This window comes from Chryseobacterium turcicum, from assembly GCF_021010565.1.
GTDB classification, from domain to species: Bacteria; Bacteroidota; Bacteroidia; order Flavobacteriales; family Weeksellaceae; genus Chryseobacterium; species Chryseobacterium turcicum.
Window position 1 is genome coordinate 1,016,814 of the sequence record NZ_JAJNAY010000002.1, and the last position, 16,897, is coordinate 1,033,710.

Consider the following 16,897-nt stretch of genomic DNA (forward strand, 5'->3'; position numbering starts at 1 on the left):
TATTTATATTTATTTATTAGTGAAGATTTAATATCTTTACCCGTCTAATAAAAGTATCCTAATAAATGAATAAAAAATTACTGTTTTATTTTACCCTTTTTATACTTTGTATCTCCGGAAATTTTTCAGCTCAAACTTATCAGCTTACAGGAAATCCTATCACCACAACAGGATGGACAATGGTTTCACCTACCGTAGTAGGAGCAGGAAATGATTTTATACAGCTGACTCCGGATACAAACAATCAATCTGGGTCAATCAGATTAAATGATCCTATTAATCTAAAATACTGCGATAAATGGAAGGTAGAATTCGATTTCAGGATGGATTCTAACCAAACCGCCAATGGTGATGGCCTTGCATTTTGGTACCTTGCAAACCCACCTGTAGCCAGTGTTTTAGGCTCTGGGCTTGGAGTTTCACAAAATGCTGTAGGGCTTATTGTAGGACTCGATACGTACAACAATACCACAACTGCTGTAATGAGCAAGGTGCATGTTGCCTACGGACAAGTTGCAAACACTACAGATAATAACAATGTAGAGTTTTTTAACACAGTAGGGAGTTCTTTTCACTCTCCAGATATGAATACAACGCTTCCTTTCCAGGGAACTACATATAAGCACGTAGAAGTTACGGCAGAAGTCAATACATCTATTCCTAATACTTGGAATATAAAAATAATGATTGATGGGACTCAAATATGCAATCAACCATTTACAGCATCTGGAGCTGCTGCTGCTATGACCGTAGGATATTTCGGGTTTTCAGCTTCTACAGGAGGAAACAGATCGAGACATTCTATTAAAAATGTAAAAATATACACTGATAAAGTAAGCTTACTACAGCCTACTGCCACACAAGCTTTTTGCCCCAACCCTTCTACAGGTTTCGGAACGGTGAATTTAACATCTTTCAATTCTCAGTTTGTTGCAAACCCAGCGAATTATACTTTTACCTATACGGTTGGAGGTACTCCGATTGCAGCCCCTACTACTTATCAATTTAATGCCAATACAACGGTAAACGTCATAATTAAAGACAATAATGCAGTTCTTTGTGACAATCCGGACGGAAAAATCCTTCTTACCCTTTCGCCTTTCACAGCAAGCAATAAAACACTTTCGGAGTGCAATAATAATGGTGCATCTACCGCAACATTTAACCTTTCTACGGCTGACGTGACATCTGTAACTGGTGTTACAAAAAAATATTACCGAACTTTAGCCGATTTAAATGCAGGAATAAACGAAATCTTAAATCCTACAGACTATGTTTCAGCTCCTGGAAAAGTTTATGTAAAAGTAACGACTCCACAAGGTTGTACCGGAAATGCTGAAATCACACTTGTTTTCTATCCATTGCCCGTATCTACTGATGCTATCTTAGAGTCTTGCTTTATTGCAACAGCTCCAAACACAGCATTGTTTGACCTTACAACAGCCAATGTTTCTTCAGAAGCCGGTATTACAAAAAAGTTCTACACTTCTTTAGCCAATGCATTAAGCGGAACCAACGAAATTGTAGTTCCTATTACCCATACGTCTCCCTCAACAGATGTTTATGTAAAAATAACGGGTATAGATGGTTGTTTCATCATTAGAAAAATAACACTTAAGGTAATTCCTTCGGTAAAATCTTCTATTTTAAAAGACAAAATAATCTGTATTAATGAGAGAACGACACTAGATGCAGGACCAGGATTTGATGGATACGAATGGAACACAGGAGCTACAACTTCTTCTATCACTAATGTAGCCATAGGAAGTTATTGGGTAAGGCTGAAAACCGGAAACTGTTATACATTACAAAATGTAACTGTAAAATTAGCAACAAACCCTGTTATTTCAAGCATAGATATCACCAACAATACGATTACAGTGAATGCTTCTGGAGGGCTTGCTCCTTACCAATATTCTTTAGACGGAACCCATTGGCAAGACTCTAATATATTTACCGGGCTACCAAGAGGTGAAAATAAAATTTTTGTAAAAGATTTTTATAATTGTGAGCCAACGCACATTCAAGTGACAGTTCCGAATCTCATCAATGCAATAACTCCTAATGGTGATAATGTGAATGACTTCATCGATTACTCAGCGCTTTCTTACAAGAAAAACCTTGTTTTTACAGTCTATGACAGATATGGAAACATGAAGTATCAGGCAGACAAGCTAAGAAATTATACATGGGATGGGACCTCTGGAGGTAAAAAATTGCCTACAGATACCTATTGGTACACCATCACTTGGACAGAAAATGACAAAAACAATACACCGACAAACTATAACGGATGGGTATTGGTGAAAAATAGAGAATAACACAAAAAAGCGCCACCCAAACCAACGTGGCGCTTTTTAAAATCTCAAAAGCCACCAATCAGACTCTATTAAATACCACACAAAACCAAACACTTCCTCATACTCTATTGCTACTTACTAGCTCAAAAGACATTCATTCTGAATAAAAAAACTAATAATTTTACCAAATAATAACCATATTAAATATAAAAATGAAAAAAATTCTACTTTTCAGTTTTTTGTACTTTTTATCAATCATGAGCCCAAGCTTATCAGCTCAAACTTATCAACTCACTGGCGCTCCAGTTATTAACACTACAGGTTGGGATCTCGTTCCTTCAGCGACTGCTACTGGAGACTTTGTACAGCTTACTCCAGATCAAACCAGTAAGTTTGGAGCCATAAAACTCTCTAACCCCATCAATCTAAAATATTGTGATAAATGGAAAGTTGAGTTTGATTTCAGAATCGATGGAAACGGAACAACTGCCTACGGAAGAGGTGACGGCCTTACATTCTGGTACCTTTCTAATCCTCCAACAGCATTTACAACCGGAGGTGGATTAGGAATTCCTGCAAACGCAAACGGATTAATGGTTGCATTTGATATATTCAATAATTCTTCAGAAGGGCAAATGAGTAAAGTACACGTACTGTACGGAACCAATAATATGCCTGCAGGAAATCCAAATATTGAATACAATATGACGGCAAACAGTACGTTTCACTCACCAGACCTCAACCCTACCCAACCCTTTGTAGGATCTAACTACAAACATGTTGAAGTAAACGGCGAAATAGATCCATTTAATCCTAATATCTGGTTAATTCAAATCAGAATTGATGGCGTTCTTATCACCAATCAACCTTTCACGGCAAGTGGCGGTGCAATAGGTATGGGCCAAGGATTTTTTGGGTTTTCTGCAGGAACAGGAGCTGCAAGCGCAAGACACTCTATCAAAAACGCTAAAATATACATTGATAAAGTTCCAATTCTTCAAAATACTGTTACTCCATTTGTATGCACCAACCCTGCAACAGGAAATGGATTCGTAGATTTAACCTCTTACGCAAATCAGTTTGTAAACAACCCTGGAAATTACATCATCACTTATTATGTTTTAGGAAGCTCCACACCAATTCCTATTCCTACAAACTTCCAATATTCTGGTAATACTACGATTACGGTGGTCATAAAAGACCCCTCATCTACCTTATGCGATAATGGTGACGCAAGAATTATTTTAAACCCAAGTCCATTTGCCGCAGATGACGTTACTATAACCGGCTGTAACAATAATAATGCAGGAGTAGCATACTTCGATTTGAGTACCGCTGCAGTTACTGGTGTAGCAGGTTCTACGAAAAAATACTATCCTACATTGGCAGATCTCAATGCAGGCACTAGCGAAATCTTAAACTGGTCAAACTATCCTGCAGCAAACGGAACTACAGTACATGTAAAAGTTACTACCCCACAAGGTTGTGTTGACAATGCAGTGATTACCCTTAATCATTTTCCTGTGGTGGTCGTAAATGACACAACATTGAGGTCATGTTTCTTAGAAAACAATACTTCAATGGGATCGTTTAATCTTCCTACAGCTGTAGTAACAGCCCAGGCTGGAACAAAAAATTACTACCCTTCATTACAAGATGCTATCAATGGAAGCAACGAAATCATCCCTGTAAACCCTTACATTGCTCCAAACGGAGTTGTCTACATTAAAGTAACTAATGCCAATGGATGCTATGCAATTGCGAAGGTGACATTAATTGTCATTCCACCCGTATATTCAGAAATTTTAAAAGATAAAATCATCTGCGTAGAAGACAAAACAACATTAGATGCAGGACCAGGCTTTAGCTCTTACCTTTGGAGTACAGGAGCGACTACACAAACAATTTCAAATGTGGGAGTAGGAACTTACTGGGTAAAACTTAAAACTGGAGATTGTACCATTACTCAAAATGTAAAGGTATTTGCATCAGAGCAGCCCGTGATTACATCAATTGACGTATCTGCTACAACGGTTACCGTTTATGTTAATGGAGGAATGCCTGCTTATCAATATTCTTTAGACACTACAAATTGGCAGGAATCTAATATTTTTAAAGGTCTGGCAAGAGGAATTCATAAGATTTTTGTGAAAGATTCTTACAATTGCGAACCTATGGAAGTAGAAATTACTGTTCCTAATATCATTAATGTAATCACTCCAAACGGAGATGGCCGCAATGATGTAATAGATTACTCGGCACTGGGAAGTAAAACAGACTTAATGTTTACTATTTACAACCGATACGGAGCTAAAATTCACCAAGGTGACAAAACCAATAATTACACATGGCACGGCACCTCAAACGGAAGAAAAGTTCCTACAGGAAGCTACTGGTATTCTGTAACATGGAACGAAAACAACAAAGCCAAAACTCCAGTAAAATTATCTGGCTGGATTATGGTGAAAAACAGAGAATAATTTTTTTCAACTATACTTAATTTTAAAGAATCTGTCTCATTCGTGAGATGGATTCTTTTTTTATTTAAATAAGCTACACATTAAAGTTAAATTCATTTATGCGATGACTTCACGACTAAATAATCTAAGACAATTAATCTTCAAAGCTTGATAAGAACAACTTATATCATCTTTAAAATTAATTTATTCTCTCATATAATTTCTAGAATATTAATATCATAAACAACAAAAAACCACTGCAAAAGCAATGGTTTAGTATTTCAATTAAAGATATCTTTTAAAAAGAAACTTCATTTACCTCTTTTCCGCGTTGAAAATTCATTGTTTTCTGATTTCCTTTATAAGCAATATTAACTAGGTTTATTTGCTTAGGAAATGCGCTTAAAAGTATCGTATTTTTTATTTTTAAACTATTGATGTCAGAAACACCACCGGTTTCAAAATACACCCAAACCGTTTCTCCACTTACTTGGCTTCCGGTGAAAGTTAAAGTTTTAGGAGAACCATTTACAAATACATCGAAATTATTATTTACATATTTTTTTACCTCAGCTTCAAAGCCTGCAGTATTTCTGTTGATTTTGATGGCATCAGAAATATGGCTTGTATTCATTTTTGCAGTAAACTTCAGAGTTTTGCTTCCGTCGATATAGTCTACTTTTGTCATCGAAGAGAAAAAGTCTGCTACAGAAAAACTCATCAGTATAATCAATGTAAAAATACCCGATATATATAAAAATTTTTTCATCTCAATTTATAGATTTACAGCATATTGCTAAATAGGTTTGGTCAAATTTGATGCCAATTAAAAGTTAACGTTTACAGAATACTTATCATAAAAAGCTTTAATGTGAGCCACAGCCTCATCAGCAGTATCTACCACACGGTAAAGATCAAGATCTCCCTCAGAAATCATCCCTTCTTTGAGCAATGTTTCTTTAAACCATCCTAGCAAACCGCCCCAAAACTCAGAGCCTACCAATACAATTGGGAAACGCCCTATTTTATTGGTCTGAATCAAAGTCATCGCTTCTGTAAGCTCATCTAAAGTTCCAAAACCTCCCGGCATTACAATGAATCCCTGAGAATATTTTACAAACATTACTTTTCTTACAAAGAAATAGTCAAAATTCAGCGAATATAATTTGTTGATATATGGATTAAAATGTTGCTCAAAAGGCAAGTCGATATTTAAACCAATCGATTTTCCTTCTCCATTGAAAGCTCCTTTATTACCCGCTTCCATGATTCCGGGACCACCTCCTGTAATGACTCCGAAACCTATTTTGGTGATTTTTTCGGCAATTTCTACTGCCATTTCGTAATATTTACTTTCAGGCTTTAATCTTGCAGACCCGAAAATAGATACACAAGGTCCTATTCTAGCCATTTTTTCGTAGCCATCTACAAACTCTGCCATCACTTTAAAAACCATCCAGCTATCTTTGGTAATGGTTTCGTCCCAGGTTTTTTCGCGTAAACTATTATGTAATTTAGATTCGTTGATATCTAATTCTGTATTTTCTAAACTTTCGTCTCTTGTTCCTTCAGTTCTCATTCAAATTATTTAAAATATTTTTCTGCTTCAATCACAGATTCCGGTCTTCCTACATCAATTAAAATACTGTCGTGTACAAAACCGTGTATTTTTTCGGTATACATCAGATCCAGATATTCTTCCATTACAGAAAACTTTCCTTTTCTTTTTATTTTATCAAAAATCACCGGATTAATGCAATGTACCCCGCTAAAAGCTAAAGGTCTAAATCCCTTGTTGAATTCCGCAAGGCGCTGCTCTCCTGTTTGCACATTCAGCCAACCTCTTAAAACCAAGTCATCATTAAACAACAGTTTTCTCGAACTTTCTCTGTCTGAAACCGCTAAGGTAACAAAATCTTTGATTTCTTTGTGATAGCTTACAAAATCATTAATATTGATCTTGGTTAAGATATCGGCATTCATAATCAGGAAATCTTCACCGTGATTGAGGAATTCTTTAGCAAAAATCAAACCACCCCCAGTTTCTAGAAGCTCATTCGATTCATCAGAGACCTCAATCTTACAACCAAAATTATCATTTTCTTTTAAAAACGCAACAATCTGATCCCCAAAGTGATGAATATTGATTACAAAATCAGTAATCCCAAAACCTTTGAGATATTTTATATTTCTTTCTAAAAGTGGAACACCATTCACTTTAGCCAAAGCTTTAGGGTGATGGTCTGTAAAGGGTTTTAAACGGGTTCCTTTTCCTGCTGCAAAAATTAATGCCTTCATAGATTATGGGTAATGAGTAATTGGTAATGAATGATTTTAAAATATATAAATAATATCTAAGCTAGTTTATTACTTATTGCACATTGCCTATTACTTATGATTAAGTTGGTGTTGCTCGTCGTGGTGAAGGCTTATTTCTACTTTTTCACCATATTTTTCTTCAATAAATTGTGCAATTTTAATCGCCGAATAAACCGATCTGTGCTGACCTCCTGTACACCCGAAATTGATTTGTAGATTTTCAAAACCTCTTCCCAAATAATTGTCGATATTGATAGATACTAAGTTTTTAATCAATTCTAAAAACTGAGGCATTTCTGTTTTTGTTTCTAAATATTCCTGAACCCCAATATCGTTACCAGTTTGTATTTTATACTCTTCTACTCTTCCTGGGTTTAAAATTCCGCGGCAATCGAAGGTAAAACCACCTCCGTTACCTGAGTCGTCTTTCGGAATTCCTCCTTTTTTATATGAAAAACTGTGAATGTCTATGTGTAGCATATTTTATTTTTTATAATTGATTGTTGATAAATGATGATTGATTACTAAGGTGATATTTTTTTAAAGTTTTAAATTCTCTTTGTCATTCCGGTAGGAATCTAAGCGAAGTTAATTCTTTTCAGAGTTGAGATTCCTACGGAATGACAAACGTTGAGTTTAATCAACCTTAATCCTTAATGGTTCAATATTTCCTCAATTTTTAATTTTGTTTTCTCCAAACTTAGCTGGTCAATTACTTTTTTAAGCTCAGGAAAATTGTTCATATGTTCCCAGTTTTCAGAAAATTCGGTAATATTTTGAATTCCTTTATCTATACTTGCAATGAAGTGTTGCTTTCTTTGAATCAAGCCTCTAAAACCGTAAGCTCCCAAAACCTGTAAAAACCTCATCAATTGAATCGGCTTTACCGAATTCTTTAGTTTAAATTGAATTTCTTCATTCTGAAACTGTTGAATGTAAAACTCTAGCATTTCATTTTTGAACTCTTCAGGAAAATTCGCTTTAGCCTGAAACAAAAAAGAAATCACATCGTACATCAAAGGACCTTTCATTGCCGACTGATAATCGATAAAAGAAACTTTATTCTCATCACTTACCATTATATTTCTTGCCTGAAAATCTCGAATCATGATGCCTTTGGGCTCAAGGTTTTCGATGAGATGGATGATTTCTTTGAATTCTTTCAGTAAAGAAGATTTATGATATTCTAGTTCTAAAACATCAGCAACAAAATTTTTGAAGTAATACAAGTCATGCATTACAGGAAGCTCATCATAAGCTTCGTATTCAAAAGTTTTTTGAAAGTCTATTTTATTATTTGTTTTTTCCTGAAGTACAAAAAGCTCTTTAAGAGTTTGCTTTACCAAGTCTTGTACATTTTCTGACAAACCTTCTTCTGCAATGATTTCTGAAAAAGTTTTTGCTCCTAAAAACTCCTGAATATATAATTTCCGGTCTTCTGAAACAGAAAATATTTTTGGAGTATTAAGTTTCAATTCAGAAAACACGCCTGAGAAATACAGAAAACATTCGTTTTCGGCAATGTTCTCATTATAGGTAATGATGTATTTTCCGATTTGATTTTGAGCCAAAAAATTAACTCTTGCAGAACCGCTTTGAGCTAAAGTGATAAATTCGGTTGATTTTTCGTTAAAATGGTTTTCAAAAAATCTTTTCGCGTTTTCAGAAGTCATATATGGTAACAAATATACTAATTTACATGCTAATTGCTATCTTTGCAGCATGTTAAAAGACTTTAAGCCCGTTTTGAGCATTCTGTTGCGCTTTATCATCATTTATTTGGTGTTGCTTTTTGCGTATCAGTTTTATCTTAATAGTTTTAAAGAATCTGGTCTCGACCCCTATTCGCGTCTTATTGCCGAGCAGGTTGCTGTTATTCAAAATAAAATAGGCTACACCACATCATTATACAATGATGTTCCTAAAGAGCAGGTTTGGTTTTACGTAAATGAGAAATATGTAACCCGAATGGTAGAAGGCTGTAATGCCATCTCGGTAATCATTCTTTTTGTGGCATTTATTTTTGCTTTTTATAAAGGAACTAAAACTTTCGTTTTCGTAACAGTAAGTCTTTTGGTGCTATACGTAATGAATATTTTACGGATTGTAGGATTGAATATTGTAACCAGAGACCATCTAGAATACAATAAAATGGTGCATGACTATGTTTTCCCAGCTGTAATTTATGGAAGTGTGGTGGTACTTTGGCTGGTTTGGATTAAATTTTTTGCTTTAAAAAATGAGAATTCTTAGTTGGTTTTTAGTGATTTTAGGAGTTTGCGGACTCATGAGCGTAAGAATGCTGGAAGACCAGATTTTCTACGATCCTTTTTTGAGTTATTTTCACGAAGGCAATAAAAACATTTCTTTCCCGGAGTTTGAATGGGGAAAACTGATGATCAGTCATCTTTTCAGATTTATTTTGAATCTGTTTTTCTCGTGTGTCATCATTCATTCTTTGTTTAAAAATAAAGAATGGACTGGACAGGGAGCTCTTTTAATTTGTATTATCTTTTTCATTACTTTTCCTATTTATCTATACTGTATTTCAGACCGATTTGATATTGGTTATCTTTTCTCTTTTTACATGAGAAGGTTTGTGATACAGCCTTTGATTATTCTTTTGATAGTTCCTTTGTTTTATTATAGGAAGCAAATGATGTTGAGGAATTCAAATTATTAATTTTAATATAAGATAGCGCTCCTATGGAGCGCTTCGTTCATTGTACGTGTTCTAATGTTTGCTACACAGATATCACTCCTACGGAGTGTTTTTGTAAAATTATACTAATGGTTTTGGTATTGTTAAATTATAATACATTTGATTATCTATTTATTAAACTAATAAATTTTAAAACATTGACAATCAACCCTCTAAAGTACTTTAAACTTTAGAAAAGTTCTACAAAACTATTTCAAATTAACAATACCATGGTTTTATATTGATTAAATGACTTATTCTCGTAAAAAATAGCAACTATTCTTGACCACATTACTGTAAACGCAATTTTTTTATACCTACTTCAATCTAACAGGTTTTGAAAACCTATTAGGCTAAGTTTGACCTTTAATAGCCCTGATCGCAGCGGTTACCCCGCAACTTGCGTTGGAAAGTTGGAAGGACTTAGAGGATGGAAAAGCGGCTGTGTGAGGAGTATGAGCGGAGAGCAGGAAATAGCTCCTGAAAAAATTATTCGATGGTATGCTTCTCGATACTTGTTACGTTTGCAGGAGTCCATTTTACACGTTTTGCAAATGGAAATTCACGCACCGGACAATCTACAATCTGGCAAACTGAACATGATATTGGTTTGCAGTCATCCATATGGAAATTGAACTCAACGGTACGTTTGGTGTTTTTGACTAAAAGAAGTATTACCTGTTCCATTTGATTATGCGCTTCACGAAGGCTGTAATAATATGGTAAAGTGATGTGCGCATCGATGTGAAGGGAGGAGCCAAATTGCTGGATTTTCATGTTGTGAATGTCAATCCATTCTGTATGTCTGTTTTTTTCGAGAAGACTGATGATATTGTTTAGAAGTTCGGGATCTTGCTCATCCATAATTCCGCGGAGGGACTTTCTAACAATTTTATAGCCTACAAAAATAATATAGAAGCCGAAGATTAAAGCAACGACAGAGTCAATCCAATAAATTTTAGTGAAGTAAACAATGATTAAACTAATCACTACTCCCAAAGTGGTAATGGTGTCTGACTGAAGGTGTTTCCCTGAAGATATGAGTACTAGGGAATTTTCTTTCTCTCCTTTTTTAATCGAAATATAGCCTAAAATATAATTGATAATAGCCGTTGCCGCAATGATAGCAATTCCCCAATCTAGTTCGCTTAGTACTTTACCCGTTAACAAGCTGTTGATGCCTTCATAGATAATCATAATTCCGGCAATGGCAATCAATGCACCTTCAATTCCTGAGGTTACAAATTCTACTTTTCCGTGACCGTAAGGATGGTCTTCGTCTTTAGGTTTTGAAGCCAAATGTAAAGAATACAACCCCATAAAAGCACTGATAACATTGACAATACTTTCCATAGCATCAGAAAACACAGCATCGGAATCTGTGAGTTTCCAGGCGATGATTTTTCCGACAAAAAGAATAATCCCGAAAACTGCAATGATTTTCTGGAAATTTATTTTGTCTTTATTGATATTTTTTGGTGTCATTTTTCTTTATTGATTTGAAATTTAAATAAATATCAAAAATTTTCATATCGATTTTTGATAGGATTTTATCCTATCCTTTGCTAAGTCGTCCTTTCAGGACTTTAAGGTTAATGGGCATCTTATGCTTTGTTAAACCTTTCCTTCAGGGTTCATTAAAGTAAATTGCCAAAAGCTAATCGCTATAACCTTAAATATTCGATAAAAAAAAGAATCTCTTTTGGAGACTCTTTTCTTTTTTGTTAGTTTATACTAAGTTGTTTGCTACTAGGTATTCTGCAATCTGTACTGCGTTGGTAGCAGCGCCTTTTCGCAGATTGTCTGCTACAATCCAGAGATTAAGTGTTTTGGGTTGCGAGAAATCTCTTCTGATTCTTCCAACAAAAACATCATCTTTCCCTTCCGAATAAAACGGCATAGGATATTCGTTGTTTTTCACATCGTCCATTACAACAACTCCTGGAGTTTCTGATAAGATTTTTCTAACCTCATCTAGTTCAAATTCGTTTTCAAATTCGATGTTTACACTTTCAGAATGACCTCCTTGTACAGGAACTCTTACCGCAGTTGCTGTTAAATTGAATGTATCGTCCCCTAAAATTTTCTTAGGCTCTTTCATTAATTTAATTTCTTCTTTGGTATAATCGTCATCAGAAAATACATCACAATGTGGCAACGCATTTTTGAAAATCTGATAAGGATAAACTTTCGCAACAGCATCGTCTCCACTAATTTCTCCGTTTAACTGATCTACAGCAGCTTTACCGGTACCTGTTACAGATTGATACGTAGAAACAACTACTCTTTTTAAATCGTATTTTTTATTCAACGGCCCCAAAACCATCACCAACTGAATCGTAGAACAGTTTGGATTGGCAATCACCTTGTCTTCTTTTGTCAAAACATCAGCATTGATTTCTGGTACTACTAATTTTTTAGTAGGATCCATTCTCCAAGCTGAAGAATTATCGATAACGGTAATTCCTGCTTCGGCAAATTTAGGAGCGTATTCTAAAGAAGTATCGCCTCCTGCAGAGAAAATGGCGATATCCGGTTTGGCAGCTATAGCGTCGTCGATGCTTACGATAGTATAATCTACCTGTTTATACTTCACCTGTTTACCAATAGATCTTTCTGAAGCTACCGGAATTAATTCTGTTACAGGGAAATTTCTCTCTTCGAGAACTTTAAGCATCACTTGTCCAACCATTCCTGTTGAACCTACTACAGCTACTTTCATTGAATAAATAAAATTATTAAGTTAATATATAATTAAGCTCCAAAGACTCTTGTCCATGGAAATGCAAATGCAAATAAACCTACTGCGATTAATCCCATAATCACAATTCCTAAAGAAATGGTATCATTAGATTTTACTTTTCTATTGATGATGGTCATCAAAACAGCAGCAATTAACATAGAAAATGGGTGTTCTACATACTGAAATCTTAAGTCAGCGTTTTTCATAACTGATCCCATATCCAATCCTTTAGTAAAGTTCATAATCAGCATAATGATTCCGATTGTAAACTGAACGTGGAAGAAGATCATTGTAAATAAAGTAACTTTTTTCAGTAACTTGTTTACTTTCCCGCTATACCCGAACATTACGGTTAATAAAGCAACGATGAATAGTGCTGTTAATCCAAGTTCCAAATAAGCAAATCCTTTATGGGCACTCAGTAAAATTTTGTAAAAATCCATACTTCTATTTTTTCTATTTTTAAAGTATACAAATATAAAAAAATCCCAGCGATAAAGCTGGGATTTGATATGTAATAAAAATGAATTTATTAGAAGTTGAAAGATAAATTGGCTGCCCAAGTTCTTCCGAATCCGAAGAATACTCTGTTTGAAGTATCTAATCCTTTGTAGAAGTTTGAAGGATTGTTGATATAAGTATTATATAATGCCTGTGCTTGTGCATCAGTATTAGATGCCGTTTTGAAATCACCTACATTTTTCACAAAATTATTAGTTGCTCCATCAGCAATATAAGTAGTATCAAACAAGTTATATACGTTTACACCTACTGTGAAATATTGAGCATTGTTCTTCAATCTAACTTTAAATGATGCACCGATATCAAAAAGATTGAAATCTGGCAATTGAAGAGAACCTCTTTCCTGATTTGCTACTGTTGTAAATGTTGCAGCATCGATAGAAGAATATAATTCTCCAACATATCTCCAAGTACCATAAATGCTAAGATCTTTTACAGGTCTCACTGTAGCTCCTAAAGATGCAGTCACTTGTGGAATACTGTTACTACTACTTCCTCCTACTTTTACACCGTCTAAATAAAGGGTATTACTCGTTTTTGTACCCACTACAGCAACCGGATTGTTGTTTTCATCAAAATTAGTTCCTGTAGCATTCCCTTTGTACTGATAATCTCCGTAAGATAACATCCCTTGGAATTCTAAGAAATAGAATGGCTTATAAACCGCATCTACTTCTACCCCCATGTGTAATTGTGTAATACCACTAATCTCTGAATAACCAGCTATCTGAGAAACTCCAGTAGGAGAATTTGCATTAGCAACATCAAATAGTTGATTACTTCTTCTCAACCATCTGTCTTTCCATTCTGTTCTGTATAAGTTAACATTTGCTGTTAATTTAGGAGATCTGAAACCATACCCAATTTCTGCAGAGAAAATTTTCTCATTCGTTAAACTTGGGTTTAAAACTTGTAAATTACTTGGATAAACAGAGTTCATAAAAGGCTGTTTGCTGTAGTATCCTACATTAGCAAATACATTGTGATAATCATTAATATTGTAGTTAGCACCCCCTTTTACATTATATCCCAATAAATCTTTGAATCCTGTTTTAGTATTAACTGCTTGGCCTTGTTGCATTGTAACCCCATCTTTCACAAAGTTATCGATTCTCTGATAAGATTGGTTTGATACCGAACCTTGTAAGAATGCAGATAATTTATCTTTAGTATATTCTACCTGAGCAAAACCACTGTACCAAAGAACTTCCCCATCATTACTATAACCTACCTGATCAGAGATAGGAGCTGTTTTTCCTCCAAAAGGATTCCAAGAAAGCTTTTTGTAATCATATACATTTGTAACATTATAAGGAGCTACATTTGCATTAAGAGTTTCTTTATAAGATTTAGCGTTATATAAATCTGAAACTACTTGATAATGGTAGCCATAATAGTATCTGTTATCAGTTCCAACTGAAAAGCTTAAATTATCATTAAGTTTGTGTTGAAAATTTGCTAAAATTCCGTACCAGTTATGAGAATTCACACTTGCTCTTCTTACAATACCATCTCTAACTGTTGAAACTTTTCCTGTTACAGGATTGGTAACTTGATAAGGAGCTCCCGCATCTAAACCATTATTTAATGCAAAAATTTGATCATAATTAAAAGTTCCATCAGTTCCTCTATACGAGTTAATATTTGATGTTGTAGGAGTTCCGTTACTGTTAAACTTTCCAGTCCAAAAACTTCCTAAGTCTCCGGTACCACCACCTCTACCATTAGACATATATAAAACGGTACTTAACTTAGACTTTTCATTCATTGTCCAGTCCCAGTTCAACATCATAACCGGTTTTGAATAATAGTTTGATCTGTTTGCAATTGCATATCGATCACCATTAGCACCCGTTTTATATCCGAAATCAGAATTATATTGTCTGTATGGTGTATTATCCTTATCTGGATTGAATGTTATATAATTTCCAATCGTTGGAGCAAATGTTCTTTGATCGTGCCATTGTGGAGAAGACGTCAAAGTAAACTGGAAGTTGTGCTTTTTGCTAGCTTCCCATCCTAATGCAAAATAATAAGCATATGATTCAAATTCAGTATTGTCGATATAAGTACCTCCAGCTGTTCTACTCATTAAGAACGAAGAAGCCCAACCATTATCACTTTTTCCAGTATTATATGCAAATGAAGTTTTCAAATAATCATTATTACCTACTCCTAATCGCACAACTCCACCTTTCTTCATATCTGCAGTACGAGTAACGAAGTTCATAGTACCTCCAACAGAAGCAATTCCTAATTTAGAAGAACCTAAACCTCTTTGAACTTGCATGATGCTTGTTACGTCAGCAAGACCAGTCCAGTTAGAAAAATAAACAGATCCACCTTCCATATCATTTACCGGCATACCGTTTACCATTACAGCGATGTTTCTAGATTCGAAACCTCTCATGGTAATACCTCCGTCTCCAAAACCACCTCCTGATTTTGTAGCGTACACTGATGGTGTTGTGTTTAAAATCTCAGTAAGTTCCTGGTTTCCTAATCTTTCGACGATTTGTGCCGCTTTGATAGTAGAAGCAGCAACTGGTGTTTTTCTATCTTTCGCGATATCGGTTACACCCTGTAAAATAACTTCCTCAATGTCTTTAGACTTGGTTTTTACCGTGTCTTGAGTTTCTTGTGCGTAATATACACTTGCCGTAGAAAGCGTGATTAACACAGTTAGCATCGATTTGTTGATTAATTTCATAATCGTAAGTAATAGTTAGAATTAAATTTTATGCAAAAGTCGACAAATAAAATTTAACTATTATTAACTTAATGTTAATTTTTAACGATTCTTAACAAAGCCTAAGTTATTGATTTTTAGAACAAAATACAAAATTCGAATTTTAACGTGAAAAATATCATATTATTTAATTTTTAACAAAACAGCTTTGTTTTTATTAAAAATACAATGTTTTACATAACAGCTTTTAAGCTTAAATCTATATTTTCTGCAGAATGAGTAAGCGCTCCTACAGAGATAAAAGTAACTCCTGTGGTAGCAATTTCTTTTAGCTGACCTCTCGTAATTCCTCCAGAGGCTTCACTTTCGCATGATCCATTAATAAGCTTAACGGCTTTTTTCATGGTCGCAACATCCATATTATCTAGCATGATTCTATCAACTTTGGCATCGATTGCTTCCTGTACTTCTTCAAGGTTTCTGGTTTCGACCTCAATCTTCAGTTTTTTCTTAGACTTTTTCACATAATCTTTTGCCATTTTCACGGCATTGGTAATACTTCCGTTATAATCAATGTGATTATCCTTTAGCATAATCATGTCGTATAAACCGTATCTGTGGTTAGTACCTCCACCTATGGCAACTGCCCATTTTTCACAAACTCTGAAGTTGGGTGTTGTTTTTCGGGTATCTAAAAGTTTTGTTTTTGAGCCGATCAGCCTAGAATCCCAATCGTGAGTTAATGTTGCTATCCCACTCATTCTCTGCATACAATTGAGAACTAATCTTTCAGTTGAAAGGATTGATCTCGCACTACCGGTAACAATGAATGCGATATCGCCAGATTTTGCAACTTCTCCGTCTTTAATATAATTTTCAACAATTAAGTTTTTATCGAAAGTTTTAAAAATAATCTCAGCCAGCTCAACACCTGCCAAAATACAGTTTTCTTTTACCAAAAGTTTTGCACTTTGCTGAAGGTCTTTAGGAATGGTAGACAACGTAGAGTGATCCCCATCTTGAATATCTTCTTCTAAAGCATTTTTGATGAACTGCTTTAAAACTTTATCTGTAGCGTAGCTTGGTCTATTCATATGTAAAGATTTATTGTTTTTTTAAAGGTCATATGTTATCGCGTCTTATTCATTGGCACTTATGTATGCA

The 16,897-nt window shown here is 34.8% G+C and carries 14 protein-coding genes; 4 read left to right on the top strand and 10 right to left on the bottom strand.

The window, feature by feature from the left end; genetic code table 11:
• Positions 1 to 65: 65 nt before the first annotated feature.
• Positions 66 to 2,321, top strand: coding sequence for a T9SS type B sorting domain-containing protein (locus LO744_RS19420; protein WP_230672390.1), 2,256 nt, complete (start codon positions 66 to 68; stop codon positions 2,319 to 2,321).
• A gap of 191 nt (positions 2,322 to 2,512) precedes the next feature.
• Positions 2,513 to 4,780 (top strand): T9SS type B sorting domain-containing protein, encoded by a 2,268-nt coding sequence (locus LO744_RS19425; protein ID WP_230672392.1) that lies wholly within the window; start codon positions 2,513 to 2,515, stop codon positions 4,778 to 4,780.
• Between the two features lie 277 nt (positions 4,781 to 5,057).
• On the opposite strand, the gene LO744_RS19430 is transcribed toward LO744_RS19425, so the two are convergent.
• From LO744_RS19430 to LO744_RS19450, 5 genes are all read right to left on the bottom strand, one after another.
• Entirely contained in the window at positions 5,058 to 5,528 is a 471-nt protein-coding gene (locus LO744_RS19430) for a DUF6702 family protein (RefSeq protein WP_066676535.1), read from the bottom strand.
• A gap of 57 nt (positions 5,529 to 5,585) precedes the next feature.
• Complete coding sequence (locus tag LO744_RS19435) at positions 5,586 to 6,338, bottom strand: LOG family protein (protein ID WP_230672394.1); 753 nt, start codon at positions 6,336 to 6,338, stop codon at positions 5,586 to 5,588.
• A 5-nt stretch (positions 6,339 to 6,343) separates the two neighbouring features.
• Entirely contained in the window at positions 6,344 to 7,057 is a 714-nt protein-coding gene (locus LO744_RS19440; protein ID WP_230672396.1) for a nucleotidyltransferase family protein, read from the bottom strand.
• A gap of 90 nt (positions 7,058 to 7,147) precedes the next feature.
• Positions 7,148 to 7,558: a RapZ C-terminal domain-containing protein gene (locus LO744_RS19445; protein ID WP_230672398.1), complete on the bottom strand. Its 411-nt coding sequence runs from the start codon at positions 7,556 to 7,558 to the stop codon at positions 7,148 to 7,150.
• A 173-nt stretch (positions 7,559 to 7,731) separates the two neighbouring features.
• Positions 7,732 to 8,751 carry an aminoglycoside phosphotransferase family protein gene (locus LO744_RS19450; protein WP_230672400.1) on the bottom strand — a complete coding sequence of 340 codons (1,020 nt, stop codon included), beginning with the start codon at positions 8,749 to 8,751 and terminating at the stop codon, positions 7,732 to 7,734.
• A 49-nt stretch (positions 8,752 to 8,800) separates the two neighbouring features.
• Between LO744_RS19450 and xrtF the strand changes: the two genes are divergently transcribed.
• Positions 8,801 to 9,331 carry an exosortase family protein XrtF gene (gene xrtF / locus LO744_RS19455; RefSeq protein WP_230672402.1) on the top strand — a complete coding sequence of 177 codons (531 nt, stop codon included), beginning with the start codon at positions 8,801 to 8,803 and terminating at the stop codon, positions 9,329 to 9,331.
• On the top strand, positions 9,318 to 9,761 hold the full coding sequence (locus LO744_RS19460; protein ID WP_230672403.1) for an exosortase F system-associated membrane protein: 444 nt from the start codon (positions 9,318 to 9,320) through the stop codon (positions 9,759 to 9,761). The genes xrtF and LO744_RS19460 overlap by 14 nt, the downstream gene beginning before the upstream one ends.
• A gap of 507 nt (positions 9,762 to 10,268) precedes the next feature.
• Here LO744_RS19460 and LO744_RS19465 read toward each other — a convergent pair.
• The 5 genes from LO744_RS19465 to nadC form a co-directional block, all read right to left on the bottom strand.
• Positions 10,269 to 11,264 carry a cation diffusion facilitator family transporter gene (locus tag LO744_RS19465; RefSeq protein WP_230672405.1) on the bottom strand — a complete coding sequence of 332 codons (996 nt, stop codon included), beginning with the start codon at positions 11,262 to 11,264 and terminating at the stop codon, positions 10,269 to 10,271.
• 244 nt (positions 11,265 to 11,508) lie between these two features.
• Positions 11,509 to 12,501 carry an aspartate-semialdehyde dehydrogenase gene (locus LO744_RS19470; RefSeq protein WP_230672407.1) on the bottom strand — a complete coding sequence of 331 codons (993 nt, stop codon included), beginning with the start codon at positions 12,499 to 12,501 and terminating at the stop codon, positions 11,509 to 11,511.
• 32 nt (positions 12,502 to 12,533) lie between these two features.
• Positions 12,534 to 12,965 carry a hypothetical protein gene (locus LO744_RS19475; RefSeq protein ID WP_230672409.1) on the bottom strand — a complete coding sequence of 144 codons (432 nt, stop codon included), beginning with the start codon at positions 12,963 to 12,965 and terminating at the stop codon, positions 12,534 to 12,536.
• Between the two features lie 89 nt (positions 12,966 to 13,054).
• Positions 13,055 to 15,754: a TonB-dependent receptor gene (locus LO744_RS19480; RefSeq protein ID WP_230672411.1), complete on the bottom strand. Its 2,700-nt coding sequence runs from the start codon at positions 15,752 to 15,754 to the stop codon at positions 13,055 to 13,057.
• A gap of 212 nt (positions 15,755 to 15,966) precedes the next feature.
• Entirely contained in the window at positions 15,967 to 16,827 is an 861-nt protein-coding gene (gene nadC / locus LO744_RS19485; protein ID WP_230672413.1) for a carboxylating nicotinate-nucleotide diphosphorylase, read from the bottom strand.
• Between the last annotated feature and the right edge of the window lie 70 nt (positions 16,828 to 16,897).

Coding starts and splice junctions, on each gene's coding strand:
- LO744_RS19420 (WP_230672390.1), top strand. CDS start 66: ATGAATAAAAAATTACTGTTTTATTTTACCCTTTTTATACTTTGTATC.
- LO744_RS19425 (WP_230672392.1), top strand. CDS start 2,513: ATGAAAAAAATTCTACTTTTCAGTTTTTTGTACTTTTTATCAATCATG.
- LO744_RS19430 (WP_066676535.1), bottom strand. CDS start 5,528: ATGAAAAAATTTTTATATATATCGGGTATTTTTACATTGATTATACTG.
- LO744_RS19435 (WP_230672394.1), bottom strand. CDS start 6,338: ATGAGAACTGAAGGAACAAGAGACGAAAGTTTAGAAAATACAGAATTA.
- LO744_RS19440 (WP_230672396.1), bottom strand. CDS start 7,057: ATGAAGGCATTAATTTTTGCAGCAGGAAAAGGAACCCGTTTAAAACCC.
- LO744_RS19445 (WP_230672398.1), bottom strand. CDS start 7,558: ATGCTACACATAGACATTCACAGTTTTTCATATAAAAAAGGAGGAATT.
- LO744_RS19450 (WP_230672400.1), bottom strand. CDS start 8,751: ATGACTTCTGAAAACGCGAAAAGATTTTTTGAAAACCATTTTAACGAA.
- xrtF (WP_230672402.1), top strand. CDS start 8,801: ATGTTAAAAGACTTTAAGCCCGTTTTGAGCATTCTGTTGCGCTTTATC.
- LO744_RS19460 (WP_230672403.1), top strand. CDS start 9,318: ATGAGAATTCTTAGTTGGTTTTTAGTGATTTTAGGAGTTTGCGGACTC.
- LO744_RS19465 (WP_230672405.1), bottom strand. CDS start 11,264: ATGACACCAAAAAATATCAATAAAGACAAAATAAATTTCCAGAAAATC.
- LO744_RS19470 (WP_230672407.1), bottom strand. CDS start 12,501: ATGAAAGTAGCTGTAGTAGGTTCAACAGGAATGGTTGGACAAGTGATG.
- LO744_RS19475 (WP_230672409.1), bottom strand. CDS start 12,965: ATGGATTTTTACAAAATTTTACTGAGTGCCCATAAAGGATTTGCTTAT.
- LO744_RS19480 (WP_230672411.1), bottom strand. CDS start 15,754: ATGAAATTAATCAACAAATCGATGCTAACTGTGTTAATCACGCTTTCT.
- nadC (WP_230672413.1), bottom strand. CDS start 16,827: ATGAATAGACCAAGCTACGCTACAGATAAAGTTTTAAAGCAGTTCATC.